This window comes from Teichococcus aerophilus, assembly GCF_014490485.1.
In the GTDB taxonomy this organism is placed as follows: domain Bacteria; phylum Pseudomonadota; class Alphaproteobacteria; order Acetobacterales; family Acetobacteraceae; genus Pseudoroseomonas; species Pseudoroseomonas aerophila.
The window spans coordinates 14,610-36,209 of record NZ_JACTVA010000050.1 but is presented as its reverse complement, the minus strand read 5'-3'; the positions used below and the strand labels follow the sequence as shown (position 1 = coordinate 36,209).

Genomic DNA, 21,600 nt, shown 5'->3' with positions numbered 1-21,600 from the left:
CGCGCGATCCGGCGCCGCCAGGTCCAGCGCCCGCGCCGCCGCCCGGCCGGCGATGCGCCCCATGGCCAGGGCAACCCGCGCCCCGCCCGGCGCCGCGCCATCGCCGATGGCCAGCACGCCGTCGATATCGGTGCGCCCGGCGGTGTCCGTCACAGTTTCCAGCACGCCGGCAGCGTTGGCGCGATGGGCGGCGCCCAGGGCGCGCGCCAGCCCGGTTTCAGGCACGAAGCCATGGTGCAAGGCCAAGGCACCGGCCACGAACACGCGCTCGCCGGCCGGGGTGGCGGCGCGCACCCGTTGCAGCCGCCCCTCCCCCTCGCAGGCCAGCGCGCGGGAATGCCAGAGGACCGGCACGCCGGCCCGGCGCAGCGCCAGCAGGTAGCGGGTGCCATCCCAGGCCAGATCCGGCGCCGCCAGGCCCATGCGCAGCGCGGCACGCCAGGCGCGCGGGCCGGGGCGGGGCGCCGCTTCCAGCACCGCCGCCACCTGCACGCCGCCGGCCAGCAATTCGCACGCCAGTTGCAGGTTCAGCGGGCCGTTGCCAGCCACCACCACCCGCTCGGCCGGGGCGACGCGGCCAGCGCGGGCCAGGGTCTGCAATGCACCGGTGGTCATCACCCCCGGCAGGGTCCAGCCAGGCAGGGCCACCGGGCGCTCATGCGCGCCGGGGGCCAGCAACAGCTGGCGCGGGCGGAACAGCACGGCGCGGCCCCGCAGCACGGCCGCCACCTCATCCCGCGCGAAGGCGCCCCAGACCAGGGCGCCGGTTTCCACCGCCACCCCGGCCGCGGCGGCCTCGTCCCGTAATGCGTCGCCCCGTCGGTGCTGCGCGTCCGGGCGGGCGGCCTGATGGGCGGCCAACGGCTTCAGGTACTGGCCGCCGGCGGCATCCCGCTCGTCCAGCACCACCACAGCGGCGCCGGCCCGCGCGGCCTCGATAGCGGCGGAAAGCCCGGCCGGACCGGCACCGACCACCAGCAGGTCCGGTGCCCGCTCCTCCAGCGCCTCGGCAGGCTCCGCCAGCGGCGCTGGATGCGACGGCGGAGTGGAGCTGACCTCCAACCCCGGCGCCGCCTTCACCTGGCAGGCGCGCTCGCCGCCTCTGCCCTCCACCGTCACCACGCAGTCCCAGCACGCACCCATGCCGCAATACACGCCGCGCGGGTCGCCGGCGGCAGTGTGGCGCAGCGTGACGACGCCCTGTGCGGCCAGGGCGGCGGCGATGGTCTCACCCGGCAGCGCGGGAATCTCGGCACCATCGAAGCGGAAGGTGAAGGGCGGGCCGAGCGGGGCCAGACCAGGGGAATGCAAGCGCATGCGGCGCGATTCGCTATCCGGAAAGCTGCACGCAGGATATAGCCATGGTGCTCCACTCGTATACACTCAGTATGAGAAATTGCTTCCCCGGAGCCCGACTGCATGACCGCCGATCCCTTTCGCGGCACCCATACCGTCCTCGTCACGCCCTTCACCGCCGACGGCACGCAGGTCGACCACCCGGCACTGCGGCGGCTGGTGGAATATCAGGTCGAGAACGGCGTGCGCGGCCTCATCCCGCTCGGCTCCACCGGCGAATTCCTCAGCGTATCGCGCGAGGAACGCGCCGCCATCGTCGAGACGGTGGTGCGCCAGGCCGCCGGCCGCGTACCCGTCATCATCGGCACGGGCGCGGAGGATACGAGGGAAGCCGTCGTCCTCTCCCGCGAGGCGGAGGCGATGGGCGCGGATGGCGTCATGGTCATCCCGCCCTTCTACTCCGTGCCGACCGAGGACGAGCTGTTCGCGCATTACCGCGCCATCGGCGAAGCCATCGGCATCCCGGTGATGGTCTATAACAACCCCGCCACCGCCAATGTCGACTTGCTGCCCGCGACCGTCGCGCGGCTCTCCCGCATCGACAATTGTCGCTACATCAAGGAATCGACGCTGGACCCGACGCGGGTGCGCGACATCATCGCCCTGTGCGGGAACCGGATGACGGTCTTCGCCGGCGTTCTGGGCTATGAGAGCGCCTTCCTCGGCGCCGTCGGCTGGGTGGCGGTGTGCTCCAACGTCGCGCCGCGCCTCTCCTCGGCGATGTTCGACGCCGCCCTGGCCGGGGACCGCGCCACCGCGCTGCCGCTGTACCGCCAGCTGGCACCGCTGCTGCCCTTCGTCGGCGGCCCCCGCTACGTCTCCGGCACCAAGGCCGCGCTGCGGCTGGCGGGGATGGAGATGGGGCCGCCGCGCCCGCCCCGCCTGCCATTGCCCGATGCCGACCTGCCGGCCCTGCGCGCCGTGCTGGGCGGCATCGGCCTGCTCGCCGCCTGAATGCTGAACCTTCCAGACCAGAGGCCAGGATTTCCCATGCGCACCCTCCCCGCCCTCGCCGGCGCCCTGCTGCTCGCCCTCGCCGCGCCTGCCTTCGCGCAGGCCCCCGCCGGCTGCACCCAGGCAGTGCCGAATGCCGAGCTGGTGACCCCCGGCACGCTCACCCTCTCCACCAACCCCACCCTTCCGCCGATGCAGTTCGTCGACTCCACCGGCGCGCTGCGTGGCATGCGGGTGGAGCTGGGCGCCGAAATCGCTAAACGCCTGTGCCTGAAGGTGGAGAATGTACGGGTGGAATTCGCCGCCATGATCCCCGGCCTCGTCGCGCGGCGCTGGGACATGATCAACACCGGCATGTTCTTCACCGAGGAGCGCGCCAGGCTGATGCAATTGGTGCGCTACGAGCAGCAGGCCATCTCCATCTCCGTACCCCGCGGCAACCCCCGCAAGATCACCGGCGTGCAGGACCTCGCCGGTCTCTCCATCGGCGTCGAGCAAGGCGGGTTCGAGTACAATCGCGCGCTGGACATCGTGAAGCAGGTGCAGGCCGCCGGCGGCGCCGCACCCACCGTGCGAGCCTTCGACAACTTCGCCATCTCCTTCCAGGCGCTGCGCGTCGGCCAGGTGGAGGCCGCCATCTCCATCGACAGCACCGGCAAGGAGTACGAGACGCGCGGCGACTTCACCCGCGCCGTCAGCGGCCTGTTCCCCACGCCCATCGCCTTCGGCGCCCGCTCCCGCATCCTGGCCGAGGCTGTGGCGAAAGCCCTGGCGGAGATGAAGGCGGACGGCTTCTACACCCAGCTGCTGGCCCGCTACGGCGTGCGCGGCTGGGACGAAGCCTTCACCGTCGTCGGCCCGAACTGAGCCGGGCGGCATGCGGATCTGGTCCTGGGAGGGATTCCTCGGCTACCTGCTGAATCCTTACCTGCTGGAAGGCGCGATCCTCTCGGTAGGCCTCACGGCCGGGGCGCTGGTCTGCGGCCTGGCGCTCGGCATCGGGCTGGCGCTGATGCGGCTGTCCGGCCGGCGCTGGCTCAGCCTCATGGCCGGGTTCTATTGCTGGCTGTTCCGCGGCACGCCGCTGCTGGTGCAGCTGCTGGTGATCTACACGGCGCTGCCGCTGTTCGGCCTGAAGCTCTCCGTGCCCGCGGCGGCGCTGCTCGGTCTCTCGCTGAACGAGGCCGCCTACCTGTCCGAGACGGTGCGCGCCGGCATCCAGGCGGTGCCGCGCGGGCAGTCCGAGGCCGCGCAGGCGCTGGGGTTGCGCGGCAGCCTGCGCTTCCGCCTGGTGGTCTGGCCGCAGGCACTGCGCATCATCATCCCGCCGCTCGGCAACAGCGTGAACGGGCTGCTGAAGACCACCTCGGTCGCCAGCGTGATCTCGATGGACGAACTGCTGCGGAGGACGCAAATTCTGATCCAGGAGCGTTTCCTGGTGCTGGAACTGTTCGCCGTGGCAGCCCTGTACTACCTGGCGATGACGACGGCCTGGGACCTGGTGCAGCGTGTGCTGGAACGCCGCTACGGCCGTGGACACGCGCTGGAATCCGCCGACCGGCGGTGATGGAGACATGACGATGCGACAATTCGACCTGGTGGTCCGCGGCGGCACCCTGGCCACGGCGGCGGAGGTGTTCGAAGCCGATATCGGCGTGCGCGACGGCCGCATCGCCGCCATCGGCCTGGACCTGCCGGCGGGCACCGAGGAAGTCTCCGCCAAGGGCATGATCGTCACCCCCGGTGGCCTGGACCCGCATTGCCATATCGAGGAACTGAGCGCCGATGGCGGCGTGCATGAGGAAAGCTTCGCCAGCGGCTCCGCCGCCGCGCTGGCGGGCGGCACCACCGCCTTCATCTGCTTCCTGCCGCAATGGAAAGGCCACTCCCTGGCGGCCTCCGCCCCTGGCTATGAGCGGCGCGCCCTGCAATCCCGCGCCGACTACAGCTTCCACCAGATCATCACCGACCCGACGCCCGAGGTGCTGGAACGCGAGGTGCCGGCCCTGGCCGCGCGCGGCGTGCAAAGCCTGAAGGTGTTCCTGACCTACGACCCGCTGCGCCTGACCGATGCCGAGTTCCTGCGCGTGCTGGCCACCGCCAAGCGCCTGGGCCTGATGGTAACGGTCCACTGCGAGAATTTCGACGCCATCGGCTGGCGCATCGAGGCCCTGCTGGCCGCCGGGCAGACCGACCCCATTGCCCATGCCTGGGCCCGCCCGCCCGTGGTGGAGCGCGAGGCCACCTACCGCGCCATCGCCCTGGCCGAGCTGGTGGAGCAGCCCATCCAGGTCTTTCATGTCTCTTGCGAGGCGGCGGCGGCCGAGATCGCCCGCGCCCAGGCGCGCGGCGTGAAGGTGTGGGGCGAGACCTGCCCGCAATACCTCACCCTCTCCCACGCCGACCTGCTGAAGCCGGACTTCGAGGGCGCCAAGTTCGTCTGCTCCCCCGCCCTGCGCGAGGCCGGGGAGAACGAGCGTGTGTGGAAGCGCATCCAGGACGGCACGCTCGGCGTCGTCTCCTCCGACCATTGCGGCTTCTCCTTCGCCACGGCCAAGCGCGCCCCGGGCGCCGGCGGCTACGGCCAGGGCGGCGCCACCGCGCGGGCGGACGGCACCCCCGCCTTCAACGCCATCCCCAACGGCGTGCCCGGCATCGAGACCCGGCTGCCCGTGCTGTTCTCCGAAGGCGTCTCCAAGGGCCGCATCGACCTGCCCACCTTCGTCCGCCTCTCCTCGGCCAACGCGGCATCCTTGTTCGGCCTCGGCGGCCGCAAGGGCACCCTGGCACCCGGCGCGGACGCCGACCTGGTGCTGTGGGACCCGGATGCCGAACGCACCATCCACAACGGCGCGCTGCACCACGCCATCGACTACACACCCTGGGAAGGCTTCGCCGTGAAGGGCTGGCCCTCCATCACCATCCGCCGCGGCGAAGTGGCGGTGCGCGATGGCGAAGTGCTCGCGGCGCCAGGCAGCGGCCGGTTCCTGGCGCGCGGCTGACACGCGTCCCGGCGCTTGGAGGAATGGGGGGAAAGGCCGGGGAAAGAATTCCCCGGACCCCTTCTTTTGTTTTTTCGAGTTCGGGTTGTGGCTGTTGGGGGCTGTCTCGATTGCGGAGGGGGGCGGGCGAAGTCTTGCGCCTTTGGCGCCCGGCCAATTCCTGAACCGGAGAGATTTTATTAATTCTGCGTTCGACATCGGAAGTTCAGCTCCCAACATCTGAAACAGCGCGCCAGACCGCAAAATCCGACAGGTCGCTTCTGCGCCTACCATTCACACGCCATCACGGCGCGATGGCTGGACCAGTTAGTAAAAGGCTGTTTCAGAAGCCTGCTGGCTGAGGGGCGCGGCCAGAATGGTTCGTGCCAGCATGGAGGTGGCGCAGGCCCAATGCAGGGACATCGGGCCAAGCCGCCGACAAAGCTGGCGCGGAAAAGACCGCGGTGACCGACACGGCAGGCTTCTGAAACAGCCTCTCAGCACATGGGTCTTCAATCCTGAAAGACTGTCCATCGCAGACGGCAATGGCACGCCCGTCCGCATTGGCGCACGAACCGATCCACCGGCCGTCACGCCGGGCGGCGATCGCGCTGGGAATGCAAGCCGCACACGACAGGTCGAGTAGCACGCACAGGCAGGCAAGCCTCAACCGCGCACGGCGTAATCCAACGGAATCTCGGTGGTCGACTTGATCTCCTCCATCGCGAACATGGAAGTGACGTCGGTCAGGTCGATCCGGTTGATCAGCCGGTTATACACCGCGTCGTAGGTCTGGATGTTCGGCACCACGGCACGGATCAGGTAGTCGATCTCGCCGCTCATCCGGTAGAAATCCATCACCTCCGGAATGTCCGCCAACGCCTGCCGCAGCCGCTCGTACCACGCGGCATTATGCTGGCTGGTGCGAATGGCGATGAAGACGGTCACGCCGACATTCAGCTTCTCGCGGTCCAGCAGCGCCACCCGCTTGCGGATGATGCCGGCCTGTTCCAGCTTCTGCACCCGCCGCCAGCATGGCGTGGGCGATAGCCCCGCCACCTCCGCCAGCTTGGCGATCGGCATGGAGGCATCGGCTTGCAGCGCCGCCAGGATGCGGCGGTCGAATTCATCGAGCGTCATGCAAGTCCTGAAAATTCATTCCTGAAGAATCTCCGTTGCAGACATTCCGTACTCACACGGTCCTGCGGTCGGCAAAAATATACCATCGATAAGGCCGAAACGGGGATTTTATTTCCCGCCTGGACACACTTCGCCGCCAATGGAGAAAATTCTTGCGCTGCGTCCGTCCTACACTGCGTGCGGAAGGCAAGCAGGGCGCCGACCGGACGGGGAGCAGGACGATGATCATCACCAAGCCGCGCACCAACCTCGACGTCATGCTGGATCGCGTGACCCAGGCCGCCCGCAGCCCCGAGGCCATCCGTCCCGCCGCCGTCGGCGAAGCCCTGGCCGATTTCGTGCACGATCCGCAATTGCTGGCCGGCATTGCCTGCCCTTGTTGCCCTGACCGCTATATCCGCCACCTGCTGCATGCGGACCCGGAAGGCGGCTTCGCCGTCGTTGCCCTGGTCTGGCGCCCGGGGCAGATGAGCCCCATCCATGCCCACCACACCTGGTGCGCCCTTGGCGTGCATCGCGGCACGCTGACGGAATCCTTCTACCAGCGCGGGGCGGATGGGCAGGAACCAACCACCACCGCCACCTGCCTTCGCCGCGCCGGCGACATCAGCCACGGCGCCGCCGACCCGGACGTGATCCACCGGCTGGCCAATCTGGGCGGCACCAACGCCCTCTCCATCCATGTCTACGGCGTGCCCTATGAGCGCTTCGGCAGCGACGTGAACCTAGTGTACTCGGCCTGACAACCAGCCGCCCGCCGGTCAGGCTCAAGAGGGACGGTCCCCCAGCACCCCCATGTCCGCCAGACGGAAAGCGGTCATCTGGTAGTGACAGAGCTGGCCACATGGAATCCATCAGGCCCGCAACGCCCCGTCTGCTCGATCAAACATCGCAAACGCCCCCAGCCCGAACCAGGGTGGGCGCATCTTTCACCAAACCCCACAAAAGGGTTTCCAAAGGCCTCAGGCCTTTGGCGGGGAGAGTTTGAGAGGGGCAGCGCCCCTCTCAACCCGCGATCACTCAGCCGCCGCCGCCGACGGCCTTCCGCAGCCCTACGGCGCGTTCCACCACGATCACCAGCAGCAGCGTCACCAGGATCAGCACCGCTGAGGCCGAGGCTACCAGCGGGTCCGTGCGGCTTTCCACATAGTGGTACAGCGACACCGGCAACACTTTGAGCTGCGGCCCGACGATGAAGAGGGAGATCACCACCTCGTCGAAGGACACCAGGAAGGACAGGGCACCGGCGGCAATCAGCGCCGGTGCCATCAACGGCAGCGTCACCCGGCGGAACACCGTGAAGGGGCGCGCGCCCAGCGTGCCGGCAGCGTCCTCCACCGCGGGCGGTAGCGTCTTCAGCCCGGTCGCCAGCACACGCAGCGCGTAGGGCAGCGTCAGCGTCAGGTGCGCCAGCACCATGCCGAACCAGCTGCCCACCAGCCCGCGCCCGACAAAGACGATCAGGATGGCCAGGCCCAGCACGATGCTGGGCAGCAGCAGCGGCGCCGTGAAGACCGAGAACAGGATATCGCGCCCCGGGAACTCCTTCCGCACCAGCATGACGGCGGCGGGCAGCGCGATGGCCAGCGACAGCACCGTCACCACAAGGCCCAGCACCACGCTGTTGCGGAAGGCCAGCAGCAACTCGCTCTCCCGCGCCAGCGCCACGTACCAGCGCGGCGACCAGCCAGACGGCGGCCAGGCGATGAAGTTGTCGGCGGAGAAGGAGATGGGAAACACCAGCAGCACCGGCGCCAGCAGGAACACCAGCAGCAGCGCCACCAGGACGCCGTAGGCGATGCGTGGCAGGGACAATGTGTTCATCCGCGCCTCTTCAATCCACCAGCTTCGAGAGCTGGCCGTACACCGCCAGCGCGGCGCCGAACACCACCAGCACCAGGATCGACAACGCCGAGGCCAGCGGCCAGTTCAGCGTGACGATCGCCTGGTCGTAGATCTCGGTGGCCAGCAGGACCACGCGGCCACCGCCCAGCAGCTTCGGCGTAATGAAGCTGCTCACTGCCAGCACGAAGGTCAGCAGGCAACCCAGCAGCAGCCCGGGCAGGGAAAGCGGCAATACGATGCGGCGGAACACGGTGAAGGGCCGCGCGCCCAATGTGCCGGCGGCATCCTCCAGCGTGCGGTCCAGCTTGCCGAAGCCCGCCAGCAGCGACAGGATCATGTACGGCATCAGGATCTCGGTGAGCCCGATGATCACCCCGGTCTCGTTGAACAACAGGCGCGGCGGCGTCATTCCCATGGCCCGGATCACCCCCGGAACAAAACCCTGGTCGCCCAGCAGGATCATCCAGCCATAGGTGCGCACGACGGCAGACACCAGCAGCGGCGAGATGCACACCACCATCATCAGGTTGCGCCAGCGCGCGCCGAGCCGGCTAACCCACAACGCCACCGGGTAGGAGCAGAGCAGCGTCAGGAAGGTGATCAGCAGGCTGGTCCAGACCGTGCCCAGCAGTATCTCCCAGTAGAAGCTGTCGGTCAGCAGGGAGGTCCAGGTCGCGGTCGTCAGCCCCTCCTGGATGCTGCCGCCGGGGCCGGAGCCGCGGAAGGACAGCATGGCCAGGTTGATCACCGGCGCCAGGAACGTCAGCACGTTCACCAGCAGGATCGGCGCCAGCAGCGCCATCAGCACCGTGCCGCCGCGCCAGTCCGCCCGCGGGCGGGTGAGCAAAGCCGCGCTCATGCCTCGGTGCCCGCCGGGAAGGTGAGGGTGTCGTCCGGGCTCCAGGCCAGGAACACCGCGTCGCCTACAGCAAAGGATTGCGGGCCGGAGACGGTGCTGCTCTCGACCAGCATGGTCTCTGCCCCCATCGCCACCTCGTAGTGCAGCGCGTCGCCAACGAAGGTGACACGGCGCACCGTGCCGGGCTGCACATTCCGGCCTGCGGCCTCTGGCTGCGCAGTCGCCGCCGGCGTCATCTGGATGCGGTGCGGCCGCACCATCAGTAGCAACGCCTCCCCGGCCGGGCTGGTGCCGGCGGTGGCCAGCACCGCCTCCCCCACCCGCACGCCGCCGCCCTCCAGCCGCGTCCCGCGGAGGTGGTTCATCCGGCCGACGAAATCGGCCACGAAGGGCGTCGTCGGCCGTTCATACATCTCCAGCGGCGTCGCGATCTGCTCCAGCCGCCCGGCGCGCATGACGCCGATGCGGTCGCAGATCGCCATCGCCTCCACCTGATCGTGCGTTACGAACACGGCGGTGATGCCCAGGCGCTGCTGGATGTCGCGGATCTCGTTCCGCATCTCGTCCCGCAGCTTGGCATCAAGGTTGGACAGCGGCTCGTCCAGCAGCAGGATGCTGGGCTCGATCACCAGGGCCCGCGCCAGCGCCACGCGCTGCTGCTGGCCACCGGAGAGCTCGCGCGGCTTGCGGTCGGCCAGTGCTTCCAGCCGCACCATGCCCAGCGCGCGCATCACGCGCTCCTTCGCCTCGGTGCGGGAGACCTTGCGCATTTCCAGCCCGAAGGCGACGTTCTCCGCCACCGTCATATGCGGGAACAGCGCATAAGCCTGGAACACCACCCCCATGTCGCGCCGGTAGGGCGGCAGGGCGGTCACGTCCCGCCCCGCCACCAGGATGCGCCCGGCGGTGACCGGCACCAGCCCGCTGATCATCCGCAGCGTCGTCGTCTTGCCGCAGCCGGAGGGGCCCAGCAGCCCCAGCAATTCCCCCTGCCGCAATTGCAGCGATAGCGCGGAGACCGAGGGTGGCAGGTTGCCGTAGCGCTTTTCCAGCGCCTCCAGGGTCAGGTGCACGGAGTTCAGTCCCGCCGCGGGCGCCGCATCGCGCGGCGCCTCCCCGGCGGCGTGCGGCGCACGCGCGATGGCCATCGACATTCCCGCCGGTCAGCGCCGGTTGATCACGCGGCGGCGCCATTGTTCGGTGATGCCGTCCCGCACCTTGGCGACCTCGATCCAGTTGACGTCGATCATCTTGGCCATCCGCTCCGGCGTCGCCGCCGTGCGGGCCAGCGCCTCGGCCGAGACCTGCGTCTTGGCATTGGTGGGTGCGTAGAACATCGCTTCCGTGAAGCTTTTCTGCGCTTCCTGGCCCAGGGCATAGGCCATGAAGGCCAGGGCGGCGTCGTTGTTCGGCGCACCCTTCACCAGGTTCAGCGTGTTGATCTGGAAGACCGAGCCTTCCTCCGGCAACGTCACGCCCAGCCGGTCCGGGTTCTGCGAGGAAAACAACTGCCCCCGCGCGTTCCAGCCGACGCCGAGCGTCAACCCGCCGCTGATGATGGCACTGTAGACATCCGGCTTCGGGTCCCAGGTCTGCACGCTGGGCGCCATCTCGCCCACCAGGGCGATGCCCTTGGACGGGTCCTTGATGAAGTCGGTGCCGCCGGCCAGCCGGTCGGCCACCATGGTCAGCGCCAGGCCGACGATGTCCGGCGCGGCCGGCAGGCCGACCTGGCCCTTGTATTCCGGCTTCCACAACTCGCGCCAGGACGTCGGCGCCGGCTTCACCTTGGCAGCGGAGTATAGCAGCACGGCGCTGTCGAAGGTCACGGCAGGACCGGCCAGGCCGGGAATGATGGCCATCGGGTTCAGCTCGGCCAGCACCGGCAGACGGGCATTGTCCACCGCATCGTAGAGCTGCTCATCCGTGCCGGCCTTGGCGACCGAGGCATCCATGATGCACAGATTGGTCTGCGGCGCCGCCTTCTGCGCCCGCAACATACCGAGCGACTGCGCGGAGTTGGGCGAGCCGTAGTAATTGACCTTGATGCCCGGATTGGCGCGCATGAACGGGTCGACCACCGCGGCCTTGTATCGTTCCTCGAAGATGCCGGTATAGGCCATCAGCGTGATGGTCTTCTCCTGCGCATGGGCCGTGCGCACCCATGGCGCGGCGAGAACGCCGGTGGCCGCAGCCCCCAGCAGCAGGGCGCGCCGATCGAACATGGTCACCATTTTCCGAAGCCTCCTGAAGTCGTCCGTAGCCCGTGTGCTACCCGGCCTCTCTGGGCCCTGCGGGTAGGGGGCGGGTTTTCCCGCTCCGCTTGCATTTGTCCCACGCATTGCAACTCCATCCGGGTGCGATGCGGCCCTGTCGGGTCCAGCGTTCCAGCAGGACCGGCAAAGGTCCAACAGTTTTTTCTTGTCGAGGCAGACAAGCGGGCTTTGTTAAGGGCTAGGTGCCGTGACCGGCGGCGGAGGAGAAGGCCGGGGAAGGAATTCCCCGGGCCCTTCTTTTTTTCTGCGGGTTTGGTGCGAAGCTGCAGACTGGTCAGTGCGGCCCTGACAATATCGGAAATTCGGCGCCGTGCGCTGGGCACGCATTCACTACAGATCCCGGACCTCCGGCACAACCGGCGGCTCCCTGCCAGACCTGCCTTCGTAACCCCTGTGCCCGGCAAAACTCGCAGAAAGAAAAGATGTGGCCCGGGGGAATCCTTCCCCCGCCGTCCTTCTCCCCCAGTTTCAACCGGGCGGCCAAGGCGCGCAAATCCCAGAAAGCGGAAGCCCGGCCAGCCGTCGCTGATAAGTTCCGGTTATCGCAACCGAACGGCTTTTGTCGTTTGCCGGCCCGCCCTTTTGCGCAGCAGCATGGGCGTCACGGTGCCGGCCTGGCGCGGCATGCCGCCTCCGGGCCGGATCCGATCACATGATGCCCGTCCCGCGGCTGCGCCAGCCCGCGACGATCTCGCCCAGGGGAGCTTTCCGTGATGCAGCAGCCAGTGGCCCAGCGCCCGATGCCCCAACGCGAGATCCGCGTCGCCGTGGATATCGGCGGCACCTTCACCGACCTGGAGATCTTCGACTCCGCCACCGGCGCCATCCACCAGCACAAGACCCCCAGCACGCCGGCCGATCCCTCCATCGGGTTGCTGGCTGGCATCCGCGCGGCGTCGGAACGCTTCGACTTTCCGCTCGGCGCGGTGCGGCAGGTGCTGCACGGCACCACGATCGCGACCAACGCGGTGCTGGAACGCAAGCTCCCCACCGGCGCGGTGCTGACCACCGCGGGGTTCGAGGATCTGTTGCAGATCGGCCGGCATGGCCGCAAGGACGTCTATGCCCTGACCGCCAGCCCGGCCGCGCCGCTGGTGCGCCGCTCGCTCTGCCTCGGCATCGCCGAGCGGATGCGGGCAGATGGCAGCGTCATGACCCAGCTGGACGAAGCCAGCGTCCGCCGCGCCGCCGCCACGTTGCGGGAGGCGGAGGTGCGCGCCATCGCCGTCTGCCTGCTGCACGCCTATGCCAACCCGGCGCATGAACGCCGCGTCGGCGAGATCCTGGCCGAGGCGCTGCCCGGCGTCGCCGTCTCCCTCTCCTCCGACATCAGCCCGGAGCTGAGGGAGTATGAGCGGCTCTCCACCACCGTGCTGAACGCCCTGCTGGTGCCCATCGTCGCCGGCTACATGGGCAAGCTGGAGCGGCGGCTGGAGGAAGAGCGCTTCGGCGCCAAGGTCTACCTGGTGCAATCCAACAGCGGCGTCAGCGGCCTGGCGAAGGCGGGGCGGGAGCCGGCGCGGCTGCTGCTCTCCGGCCCCAGCGGCGGCGCGGCGGCGGCACGGCGGCTCTCGGCGGCGCTGGCCGAACCGAACCTCGTCGCGGTGGACATGGGCGGCACGTCCTTCGACGTCTCGGTGGTGCATGAAGGCCAGGTGGCCATGGTGACGGAGGGCGAGATCGACGGCCTGCCCGTGCGCCTGCCGATGGTGGAGATGCGCACCATCGGCGCCGGCGGCGGCTCCATCGCCTGGGTGGATGATGGCGGGCGGCTGCGCATCGGCCCGCACAGCGCCGGGGCGGTGCCGGGCCCGGCCTGCTACGGCCGCGGCGGCACCCAGCTGACGGTGACGGATGCCAATCTGCTGCTGGGCCGGCTGGATGGCGCCTCCTTCCTCGGCGGCTCCATGCCGCTGGAGCGGGATGCGGCGCTGAAGGCCGCCGCTGCCACCGCCGCCCCGCTGGGGCTGGAGGCGGAAGCGACGGCGGCGGGCGTCATCGCCATCACCAACGCCAACCTGGCCGGCGCCATCCGCCTCAGCCTGTTCGAGAAGGGGCTGGACCCGGAGGATTTCGCGCTGCTCTCCTTCGGCGGTGCAGGCGGCGTGCATGCCTGCGAGGTGGCGGAGGAACTGAATATTGGCCGGGTGATCTTCCCGCCGCATGCCAGCACCCTCTCCGCCTGGGGCATCCTCTGGTCGGATATCACCCACGATCTCGCCGCCACGCAGATCGCCATCCTCGCCACCGCTGGCCCGGCCCTGGCCGAGCAGTCCGGGCGCCTGCTGCGCGAAGCCGGTGCCCTGCTGGATGAGGATGGCGTGGAGCCCGCCCAGCGCGGCTTCGAATGGTCCGCCGATTGCCGCTACGCCGGCCAGGCCTTCGAACTCGCAGTGCCGCTGGCCACCGCCGATTTCTCCACCGCCGGCCTCGATGCCCTGGCGGAAGGCTTCCACCGCATCCACCGCCAGCGCTTCTCGCACGAGGATCGCGGCGTGCCGGTGGAGATCGTCGCCCTACGGCTGACGGCGCGTGGCCGCCTGGCCAAGCCCGCCACCGGCAACGCGCCACCCGCCGCCGCTGCCGCCGCGGCCCCCACCACCCGCCCGGTGCTGGTGGAGGGGCGCTGGCAGGACGCCACCATCTGTCCGCGCGAAGGCGTCGGCGCCAGCCTGCGCGGCCCCGCCGTCATCGAGGAAGCCTATACCTCCACCTACCTGCCCCCCGGCTGGGTGGCCGAGACCCACGCCACCGGCGCCCTCGTCGCCCGTCGCATCGCGGAGTGAAGACCATGGCCCCCACCTCCATCGACCCCGTGCGGCAGGAAGTCATCCGCAACGCCCTGGTCACCGCCGCCGAGGAGATGAGCCTGACCATCTGGCGCACCAGCCGTTCCACCGTGGTGCGCGAAATCCTCGATTTTTCCACGGCGGTCTTCGATGCGGAAGGCCGCAACGTGGCGCAATCCGCGCGCATCCCGGTGCATCTGAACTCGATGTCGGATTGCCTGCGCCACATCCTGGAACACGCCATCCCGCTGGAGCGGTGGGAAGATGGCGACGTCGTCGTCACCAACGATCCCTATAGCGGCGGCCAGCACCTTCCCGATATCCAGACCTTCCGCCCCGTCTTCGTCGATGGCCAGCGCGTCGCCATCGTCGGCACGCTGTGCCACCATGTCGATGTCGGCGGCGGCGCGGCAGGCAGCTACTATGCCGGTGCCACCGAGATCTTCCAGGAAGGCATCCGCATCCCGCCCCTCTTTCTCGCCCGCAAGGGCGTGCTGAATGACGGCGTGTTCGAGATGCTGCTGCACAATGTCCGCCAGCCGGACGAGACGCGGGGCGACCTGCAGGCGCAGATCGCGGCGCTCGGCGTGGGCGCCCGTGCCGTCTCCCGCATCGCGGCCAAGTACGGCACCGGCAGCCTGGGCGCCGCCATGGCGCAGATCCAGGCGGGGTCGGAACGGATGGTCCGCACCGCCCTCGCCGCGCTGCCCGACGGCGAAAGCCGGTTCGAGGAACTGGTGGACGATGACGGCCAGTCCGACACCCCGATCCGCCTCTGCCTGCGCGTGGTCAAGCGGGGGGATGGCATCACCCTGGACTTCACCGGCTCCTCCCCCCAGGTGCCCGGCCCGGTGAACAACACCCCGGCCATGACCTGCTCGGCGGTGTATTACGCGCTGCTGGCGGCGCTGGGCGGCGACATCCCGGCCAACTCCGGCTGCTACGGCCCCATCTCGGTCGTCCTGCCGGAAGGCAGCGTGGTGAATGCGCGCTTCCCCGCGCCGGTCGCCGGGCGGATGGTGGTGAACCACCGCATCGCCACCGCCGTGTTCGGTGCGCTGGCGCATTTCATGCCGGGCCGCATCCCCGCCGCCTACTACGCCATCTCCTATGTCTATGCGCTGTCTACCCAAAAGCCGGACGGCAAGCGTCAGGTCTATTTCGACATCGAGGTCGGCGGCTGGGGCGGCCACGCCGGGGGCGATGGCGCCAGCGCGCTCTCCTGCGGCCTGCACAACAACACCAATGCGCCGATCGAGATGGTCGAGACGCGCTACCCCGTCACCTTCACCCGCTACGGCCTGATCCCGGATTCCGGCGGCGCGGGCACGCATCGCGGTGGCCTCGGCCTGGTGCGGGAATGGCGGCTGGAAGCCGAAACCGGCAGCCTCAGCACCAATTTCGAACGCTTCCGCATCCCGCCCTACGGGCTGGAAGGCGGCCAGCCCGGCTCGCTCAGCCGCACCACGGTGCGGCGCGCGGACGGCGCGGCGGAGAGCCTGCGCTCCAAGGTCTCCGGCATCGCGCTGCGCAAGGGCGACGTGGTGACCATCGAGACCTCCGGCGGCGGCGGCCATGGCGATCCGGCCGATCGGCCAGCGGAAGCTCTGGCGGCCGACCTCGCCGAAGGCTTCGTCACCCCTGAAGGCGCCCGGCGCGACTATGGCACCCAGAAGGAGCAGGCCGCATGAGCACCCTGACCAACGGCATCCCGCTGACCCTGGCCGAGGTCGAGGTCCTGACCCGCGACGCGCTGCGCGCCAGCGGCGTCAGCGCGGCCAATCTCGGCCCGCTGGTCGCCTCCGTCGTCGCGGCGGAAGCGGACGGCATCCACAGCCACGGCCTCGCCCGGCTGCCGACCTATTGCGAGCACGCACGCTGCGGCAAGATCGACGGCCAGGCCACGCCGGTGCTGGCGCGGCCCCGCCCGGGGCTGGTGCAGGTCGATGCCCGGGACGGCTTCGCCCACCCCGCCATCGAGCTCGGCCTGCCGGCGCTGATCGACGCAGCGAAGGCGCAGGGCATCGCCGCGCTGGCCATCACCAACTCCTATAATTGCGGCGTCGTCGGCCACCATGTGGAGCGGATCGCCGCCGCAGGGCTGCTGGCGCTGGGCTTCGTCAACGCCCCCGCCTCGATGGCGCCGGCCGGCGGCACCCGCCCGGTCTTCGGCACCAACCCGATCGCCTTCGCCGCGCCGCGCGGCGACGAACCGCCACTGGTGCTGGACCAATCCGCCAGCGTCGTCGCCAAGAGCGAGCTGGTGGTGCACCAGCAGCGCGGCGAGCCCATCCCGCTCGGCTGGGCCATCGATAAGGACGGCAATCCGACTACCGACCCCGCCACGGGCCTTGCCGGCAGCATGGTGCCCGCCGGTGGCTACAAGGGCGCCGGCCAGGCGCTGATCGTCGAGATGATGGCCGCCTGGCTGACCGGCGCCAGCCTGTCGCTCGATGCCTCGTCCTTCGCCGACAACAAGGGCGGCTCACCGCGCACCGGCCAGTGCTTCCTGGCCATCGACCCGGGCCCGCTGGCCGGGCCGGATTCGGCGGCGCGGCTGGCGCGGCTGTTCGGCGCCATCGAGGAGCAGGATGGCGCCCGCCTGCCCGGCAGCCGCCGCGCGGCCGCCCGGGCCCGGACCGCGGATGCGGGCATCGTCATCCCGGCGGCGCTGCATGAGAAGTTGCTGGCCTATGCCGCTGGCTAGGCTACGCAGGGCCAGCGCCCGGTTACCGAACCGCGGTGACAGCAGCCAACATCGCTTCTGTCGCCTCGCGTCTTTTCAAATCATATATATTTTTCGGCGAACGTGGAATTTTGAGACATTCGTCAGCTAACGCGTCCGCCGACCTCACTTAATTCGCAGCCGAATGTCTTATTTTCCATTTCAGCGTCATTTATAAGGCATTTCTACTCATTCGCAGAAGAAGAAGGGGGCCGGGGAATTCCTTCCCCGGCCCCCTTCTTCTGAACCCCGGTGACTTGGCGTATCGCCGGCCAGCAGATTCATAGCTGCACCACGACATCAAATTTTCATTGCGCGCACGATCCGGCTGCCCCCTGCCGTCGGGGAAACGCGCCCGGTATTTTCTGCCGGCACGCGGCACCCGCGCAGCCTTATGAATTGGTCTCGCAACAAACACCCTGCAAACCACTGGGAAGTTTGGCTCTGGGCAGCGCGCCGATCCCTTGCGAGAGGGCTGATCCAGCGTGTCATTGCACTCGGAGAACCACGGAGTTTTCAGTGCCGTTTTCCTCTCGTTCTGGTAAAGTCACTTTAGCAGAGTGAAAACGAGCACCTGATGTCGCACCGGACCTGTCTCATCCTGCACGGAAGCGAAAACCGCGATCTGGGCGGCCCCTCCATCCGGGTGCCCAAAACGGTGAGCTTCCTGCGGGACCGCGGGCAGGATGTCGAGTTGCTGCACCTGCATCGCCAGGCCATGGAGCTGGAACGCTTCGGCATGGCGCATGTCTTCAACGTCTGGCCGCTGCGCAGCTGCCGCACCACGTTGAGATTCGCCCGCTGGCTCGGGCTCAAGACCGTGCTGTCGCCGATCCTGCTGGATTACAGCCGCTCGCCCAACCACCAGGCCCGGAACGGCTTCCACGGCCCCTACCCGCTGGCGGAGCTGGCGGAGATCTTCCGGCTGGCCGACCACATCATCTATCTGAGCGCGGTGGAGCGTGACCACGCGGCGCAGCTCGGCCTGCCGCTGCGGCCACATTCCATCATCCACAATCCAGTCGATGCGTCACTGTTCACGCCCGGCGATGGCCAGCAGTTCCGCGCGACCTTCGAGAGCCAGACCGGCCGCCCGGCACCCGAGCGCTTCGCACTGTCCGTCGGCCGGATCGAGCCACGCAAGAACCAGCTGGCGCTGATCAAGTCCCTGGCCAGCAGCGAATGCCCGCTGGTGCTCATCGGGCACGAGGCGGATGTCGAATACTCCGAGGCCTGCCACGCCGCCGCCGGCAAGAACGTGCATTTCCTTGGCCGGCTACCGCATCAGCGGGACGTGCTGGCCTCGGCCTACCAGGCGGCCTCGACCTTCGCGCAGGTCAGCTGGTCGGAAGGCGGCTCGCTCGCCGCGCTGGAAGCCGCGGCCTCCGGCTGCCGGCTGGTGCTGAGCGACCTGCCCAGCAACCGCGAGTATTTCGGCCACCACCCCAGCTACGTGGCGCTCGATAACCATGCCGCCATCCGCAAGGCCGTCCTCTCGCAGGTGGCCGCCCCACGGGAAGACGGCACGCTGCGGGAGATCGTGGCCAGCGAGTTCGGCTATCAGCGCCATGTCGCGGCCCTGTCCGCCGTCTATCGCCGGCTGCTCGCCCCCACCGTGGCCGTCGCCGCCTGAGGCACGCCTACGTCAGCCGACAGACCCGGGCGTGCTCAAAGCCGATCGGCGCCGCCCCGGCGCCCCGCCCTTCCTGCCATGGCCAATCGAGGCAATAACCGCGCACGACGTGCGGGAGGTGATGCCGGATGCCTGAGCGGGACCATGACCCTGGCAAGGAAGCCCTGCGCCAGCAGATCCAGGCGGCCCTCCAGGCACAGGACCTCCACCGGGCCCGCCGCCTGGCCGACACCGCCCTACGGCGCTTCGACGACCCCGGCATCACCCGGCTAGGGCTGACCTGCCGGTTGCTGCAGGTGGATAGGCCGGGCGCCCTGCACCTCTTCACCGCCCTGGCGCCGCAGGACTGGGCCGATACCTTTGCCGGCCTCGCGGCGCCGGAAGGCCGCCTGCTCTGGCACATCGCCCGCGACGTGATCCTGCACCACGCCCACGCGGCGCTGGACCTGCCGCGATGGCGAGAGGCGGAAGTGTCCGCCCTGCTCGCCCTCCTGGCGCAGCTGGAAGCGGAGACCTTCGCGCAAGCGCTGGACGCCCTGCTCACCCTCGCCCGCCAGGATGAACGGCCGGGCGCCGCCCTGCTGGCCTTCGCCGCGTTGCCGCGCCGCCAGCCCCCCCCGACACCCCCGCAGTGGAACGACGCCGCGACGAGCCTGGCCGCGGCCTGGCCAGCCCTTCTGGCCAACACCCCGCCCTTGCCAGATGCCGTGCTGGACCACGGGGGGATGGTTCTAACCCCCGATGCCGCCGCGACGCTGGCGCCCCTCCTGGCCGAAGCACTGACCGCCGCGCGGCCGCCTTCCACCGCCCTGGCCTTGCTGGCACCCGTGGCGCAAGCGGCGGCGAGCATGGCCGGCCCGGCGGCAACCGAACGCTTCCTCCGCCGGTACGAGGACCGGGACGACGCCGCCGCTGCCCGCCTGCTGCCCGCCCTTCGGGCCATCCCACCGGCAAGCGGCGCATTCACCCTTCCGGCCGAGCCTAGCCTGGACCACCTGCGCGCCCTGGCTGCGGATGGCGTCTGGCTGCCGCTGCTGCTGCGGCTGGCCCATGCACCCGACGACGCGCACGAGGCGGATGCGCGTTACCAGCTGCGCTTCAACCCGGCCCTGCTGCGCCTGCGGCCCTGGCTGCGGCAGTCCCTGGCGCAGTTGCCCGACGGCCCCGCAATCCTGCCCGCCCTGCAAACCCTGCTGCAGGAAGGCGACCGGACCACCGTGCTGGCCACCCTGGCCGCCCGCCCCGCCCTGCAGGCCAGCGAGGCCGGTAGAATGCTGGCCCTGCAGGCCACCGCTGCCTCCACCGAGTGGCGAAACGCCCTGCCGCCCGTGCCGCCCGGCGCCCTGGCCAGCCCCAACGCCGTCCGCACCGCCTTGCGGCTGCTGCTGGCGGAGCTGGAGCAGGACGCCGCCCAGGCCCTGCTCGACGCCATGCCCGCCGAGTACGCCGCGCAACGCCAGGCCCTGCAACTGGAGTTCCTGCGCACTACCGGCCAACTGGCGGCGTGGGACGCCCTCGCCCGTTCCAGCGGCCCACTGGACACCGCCCCGGCTGAGTTGTGGCGCGAGCTCCGCCTGTGGCAGGACGAGCAGGCCGGCACCGCCCCTTCCGCCGCCCCCACCGCAACCGGTGGGGAACCTACGCCGGACAGCCTGCGTGCCGATATCCGCAGCCGGATGTTCCAACGCCGCTTCGACGAAGCCGCCACCCTCGCCGCCCGGCTGACCACCGCCGCCGAAAACCCGGCAGACTGGTACACGCATGTCCTGGCGCTCTGCCAGGCCGAGCGCTTTCCGGCCGCCTTGGCGGTGGCCCTCCAGGCCCGCGCCCACTTCCCGGCCGACCCCCGCTTCATCGGCAAGCTGGCGCAGATCGCCGAGGCCATGGACGATTTCGAACTGGCCCTGCACAGCTGGCAACTTCTCGGGTCGCGCGATCCCGCTTCGCCACAGGCCCATGCCGGCACCGCCCGTGCCCTGTTGGCGCTGCACCGGCCCGACGCGCTCCGCACCCTGTTGGGCGGCCTGGAGGCCGATTGCCCAGACCGGCTCTGGGTCCATAACCTTCGCGCCCTCTGGCATGCACGCGAAGGCCAGCCGCAAGCCGCACGCACCGCCTACATGGCCGGGGAACAACTGGCCCATCGCTTCCTGCAATCGGTGCGGGAGCATGCCGGGGCCGATCCGCGCCAGGCCTATGTGCATGGGCGCTGGCTGCCCCATCCCCAGGCCGAACACGCCCGGTCCCTCCGGCTGTTCCAGCAGAACTTCGCCGCCCGGCTGGCAGATACCCGCCGCACCACCATCATCGTCGGCAACTCGCCGCAATTGCTGGGCGGCCAGCTCGGCGCTGAGATCGACCGCTTCGGCACCGTGCTGCGGCTGAACGACTTCACCATCGACGGTTTCGAAGCGCAGGTCGGCCAGCGCACCGACCTCTGGTACTCGTCCGGCAACCGCCACGCCCGCAAGCACGACATGCGGCATTTCGACCTGGCCGTCATCGGCACCAGCCCGGCCCAGCAGATGCCGGACCTGGAAGAGTTCGGCCGGCTCCGGCTCGGCCTGCAACTGGACCCGGCCCGCTGCTGCCTGCTACCGCCCGCCTACGCCGCCCTCTCCGCCGGCGCCGCCTATCCGAAGCCCACCAGCGGCCTGCGCATGATCCTGCTCGCCAACTACCTCTGCCCCGCCGAGATCCACATCGCCGGCTTTGACTTCTTCGTCCGGCACAAGGAACACTACTTCGACGCCGGAACCGGCGCGCACAAGCCGGGCGAAACCCATGTCGGCTGGTATGAGCGTGACCTGGTGGAACACGTGCTGGAACCCTTCGGCCGCATTCGTAGCCTGGGGTGAACGCGCTTTTGCTGCTTGCCTCGCGAAGACTGGGAGAAGAAGGAATTCTCCCTCCAGACCTCCCTCATCTATTTTTGCCGTATGGGTGCTCGCTGCGCGGTCACGATGCCATTGAGGCGTCGCCCGGATAGACAGGTCTCTACAGACCTCTTCCATGGGTAAGGCCCGGAAGCGCGCGTTGTTC

16 protein-coding genes are annotated in these 21,600 nt (G+C 69.4%); 10 read left to right on the top strand and 6 right to left on the bottom strand.

The features are described from left to right. On the bottom strand, positions 1-1,317 hold a 1,317-nt coding region (locus IBL26_RS20770; protein ID WP_187786429.1), incomplete at its 3' end, for a 2Fe-2S iron-sulfur cluster-binding protein. A 102-nt stretch (positions 1,318-1,419) separates the two neighbouring features. On the opposite strand from IBL26_RS20770, the gene IBL26_RS20765 reads away from it, so the two are divergent. From IBL26_RS20765 to hydA, 4 genes are read left to right on the top strand one after another with little or no spacing between them, the layout of a single operon-like run. Beyond that, a complete protein-coding gene (locus IBL26_RS20765; protein WP_187786428.1) occupies positions 1,420-2,310 on the top strand; it encodes a dihydrodipicolinate synthase family protein in 891 nt (296 codons plus the stop codon). Positions 2,311-2,346: 36 nt separating this feature from the next. Continuing rightward, positions 2,347-3,177: an ABC transporter substrate-binding protein gene (locus IBL26_RS20760; RefSeq protein ID WP_187786427.1), complete on the top strand. Its 831-nt coding sequence runs from the start codon at positions 2,347-2,349 to the stop codon at positions 3,175-3,177. Positions 3,178-3,187: 10 nt separating this feature from the next. Next, the gene (locus tag IBL26_RS20755) at positions 3,188-3,877 is read left to right on the top strand and encodes an amino acid ABC transporter permease (RefSeq protein ID WP_187786426.1); all 690 of its coding nucleotides are present in this window, start codon (positions 3,188-3,190) and stop codon (positions 3,875-3,877) included. Between the two features lie 13 nt (positions 3,878-3,890). Further along, a complete protein-coding gene (hydA, locus tag IBL26_RS20750; protein ID WP_187786425.1) occupies positions 3,891-5,312 on the top strand; it encodes a dihydropyrimidinase in 1,422 nt (473 codons plus the stop codon). Positions 5,313-5,957: 645 nt separating this feature from the next. Here the strand turns inward: hydA and IBL26_RS20745 are convergent. Further along, positions 5,958-6,431 (bottom strand): Lrp/AsnC family transcriptional regulator, encoded by a 474-nt coding sequence (locus IBL26_RS20745; protein ID WP_187786424.1) that lies wholly within the window; start codon positions 6,429-6,431, stop codon positions 5,958-5,960. A 221-nt stretch (positions 6,432-6,652) separates the two neighbouring features. Here IBL26_RS20745 and IBL26_RS20740 point away from each other — a divergent pair, with 221 nt between their 5' ends. Then, entirely contained in the window at positions 6,653-7,174 is a 522-nt protein-coding gene (locus IBL26_RS20740; protein ID WP_187786423.1) for a cysteine dioxygenase family protein, read from the top strand. A 277-nt stretch (positions 7,175-7,451) separates the two neighbouring features. Here IBL26_RS20740 and IBL26_RS20735 read toward each other — a convergent pair whose 3' ends face one another. Genes IBL26_RS20735 through IBL26_RS20720 form a run of 4 tightly spaced genes read right to left on the bottom strand, consistent with a single transcriptional unit; the run spans position 7,452 to position 11,360 of the window. Next, a complete protein-coding gene (locus tag IBL26_RS20735; protein WP_187786422.1) occupies positions 7,452-8,255 on the bottom strand; it encodes an ABC transporter permease in 804 nt (267 codons plus the stop codon). Positions 8,256-8,265: 10 nt separating this feature from the next. Continuing rightward, on the bottom strand, positions 8,266-9,135 hold the full coding sequence (locus IBL26_RS20730; RefSeq protein WP_187786421.1) for an ABC transporter permease: 870 nt from the start codon (positions 9,133-9,135) through the stop codon (positions 8,266-8,268). After that, positions 9,132-10,283: an ABC transporter ATP-binding protein gene (locus tag IBL26_RS20725; protein ID WP_187786420.1), complete on the bottom strand. Its 1,152-nt coding sequence runs from the start codon at positions 10,281-10,283 to the stop codon at positions 9,132-9,134. The genes IBL26_RS20730 and IBL26_RS20725 overlap by 4 nt, the downstream gene beginning before the upstream one ends. A gap of 15 nt (positions 10,284-10,298) precedes the next feature. Next, complete coding sequence (locus IBL26_RS20720) at positions 10,299-11,360, bottom strand: extracellular solute-binding protein (protein ID WP_187786419.1); 1,062 nt, start codon at positions 11,358-11,360, stop codon at positions 10,299-10,301. A gap of 764 nt (positions 11,361-12,124) precedes the next feature. On the opposite strand from IBL26_RS20720, the gene IBL26_RS20715 reads away from it, so the two are divergent. The 5 genes from IBL26_RS20715 (at position 12,125) to IBL26_RS20695 (ending at position 21,416) form a co-directional block, all read left to right on the top strand. Beyond that, positions 12,125-14,197: a hydantoinase/oxoprolinase family protein gene (locus IBL26_RS20715; protein ID WP_241749648.1), complete on the top strand. Its 2,073-nt coding sequence runs from the start codon at positions 12,125-12,127 to the stop codon at positions 14,195-14,197. 5 nt (positions 14,198-14,202) lie between these two features. Then, positions 14,203-15,891, top strand: a complete 1,689-nt coding sequence (locus tag IBL26_RS20710; protein WP_187786418.1) for a hydantoinase B/oxoprolinase family protein — start codon at positions 14,203-14,205, stop codon at positions 15,889-15,891. After that, the gene (locus tag IBL26_RS20705) at positions 15,888-16,907 is read left to right on the top strand and encodes an Ldh family oxidoreductase (RefSeq protein ID WP_187786417.1); all 1,020 of its coding nucleotides are present in this window, start codon (positions 15,888-15,890) and stop codon (positions 16,905-16,907) included. Before IBL26_RS20710 ends, IBL26_RS20705 begins: the two co-directional genes overlap by 4 nt. Before the next feature lie 595 nt (positions 16,908-17,502). Further along, entirely contained in the window at positions 17,503-18,558 is a 1,056-nt protein-coding gene (locus tag IBL26_RS20700) for a glycosyltransferase (protein WP_187786416.1), read from the top strand. 128 nt (positions 18,559-18,686) lie between these two features. Continuing rightward, complete coding sequence (locus tag IBL26_RS20695; protein WP_187786415.1) at positions 18,687-21,416, top strand: glycosyltransferase family 29 protein; 2,730 nt, start codon at positions 18,687-18,689, stop codon at positions 21,414-21,416. Positions 21,417-21,600 lie beyond the last annotated feature (184 nt).

Bases quoted from the DNA above. Each gene is read 5' to 3' on its own strand.
- IBL26_RS20765 (WP_187786428.1), top strand. From the start codon at position 1,420: ATGACCGCCGATCCCTTTCGCGGCACCCATACCGTCCTCGTCACGCCC.
- IBL26_RS20760 (WP_187786427.1), top strand. From the start codon at position 2,347: ATGCGCACCCTCCCCGCCCTCGCCGGCGCCCTGCTGCTCGCCCTCGCC.
- IBL26_RS20755 (WP_187786426.1), top strand. From the start codon at position 3,188: ATGCGGATCTGGTCCTGGGAGGGATTCCTCGGCTACCTGCTGAATCCT.
- hydA (WP_187786425.1), top strand. From the start codon at position 3,891: ATGCGACAATTCGACCTGGTGGTCCGCGGCGGCACCCTGGCCACGGCG.
- IBL26_RS20745 (WP_187786424.1), bottom strand. From the start codon at position 6,431: ATGACGCTCGATGAATTCGACCGCCGCATCCTGGCGGCGCTGCAAGCC.
- IBL26_RS20740 (WP_187786423.1), top strand. From the start codon at position 6,653: ATGATCATCACCAAGCCGCGCACCAACCTCGACGTCATGCTGGATCGC.
- IBL26_RS20735 (WP_187786422.1), bottom strand. From the start codon at position 8,255: ATGAACACATTGTCCCTGCCACGCATCGCCTACGGCGTCCTGGTGGCG.
- IBL26_RS20730 (WP_187786421.1), bottom strand. From the start codon at position 9,135: ATGAGCGCGGCTTTGCTCACCCGCCCGCGGGCGGACTGGCGCGGCGGC.
- IBL26_RS20725 (WP_187786420.1), bottom strand. From the start codon at position 10,283: ATGGCCATCGCGCGTGCGCCGCACGCCGCCGGGGAGGCGCCGCGCGAT.
- IBL26_RS20720 (WP_187786419.1), bottom strand. From the start codon at position 11,360: ATGTTCGATCGGCGCGCCCTGCTGCTGGGGGCTGCGGCCACCGGCGTT.
- IBL26_RS20715 (WP_241749648.1), top strand. From the start codon at position 12,125: ATGCAGCAGCCAGTGGCCCAGCGCCCGATGCCCCAACGCGAGATCCGC.
- IBL26_RS20710 (WP_187786418.1), top strand. From the start codon at position 14,203: ATGGCCCCCACCTCCATCGACCCCGTGCGGCAGGAAGTCATCCGCAAC.
- IBL26_RS20705 (WP_187786417.1), top strand. From the start codon at position 15,888: ATGAGCACCCTGACCAACGGCATCCCGCTGACCCTGGCCGAGGTCGAG.
- IBL26_RS20700 (WP_187786416.1), top strand. From the start codon at position 17,503: ATGTCGCACCGGACCTGTCTCATCCTGCACGGAAGCGAAAACCGCGAT.
- IBL26_RS20695 (WP_187786415.1), top strand. From the start codon at position 18,687: ATGCCTGAGCGGGACCATGACCCTGGCAAGGAAGCCCTGCGCCAGCAG.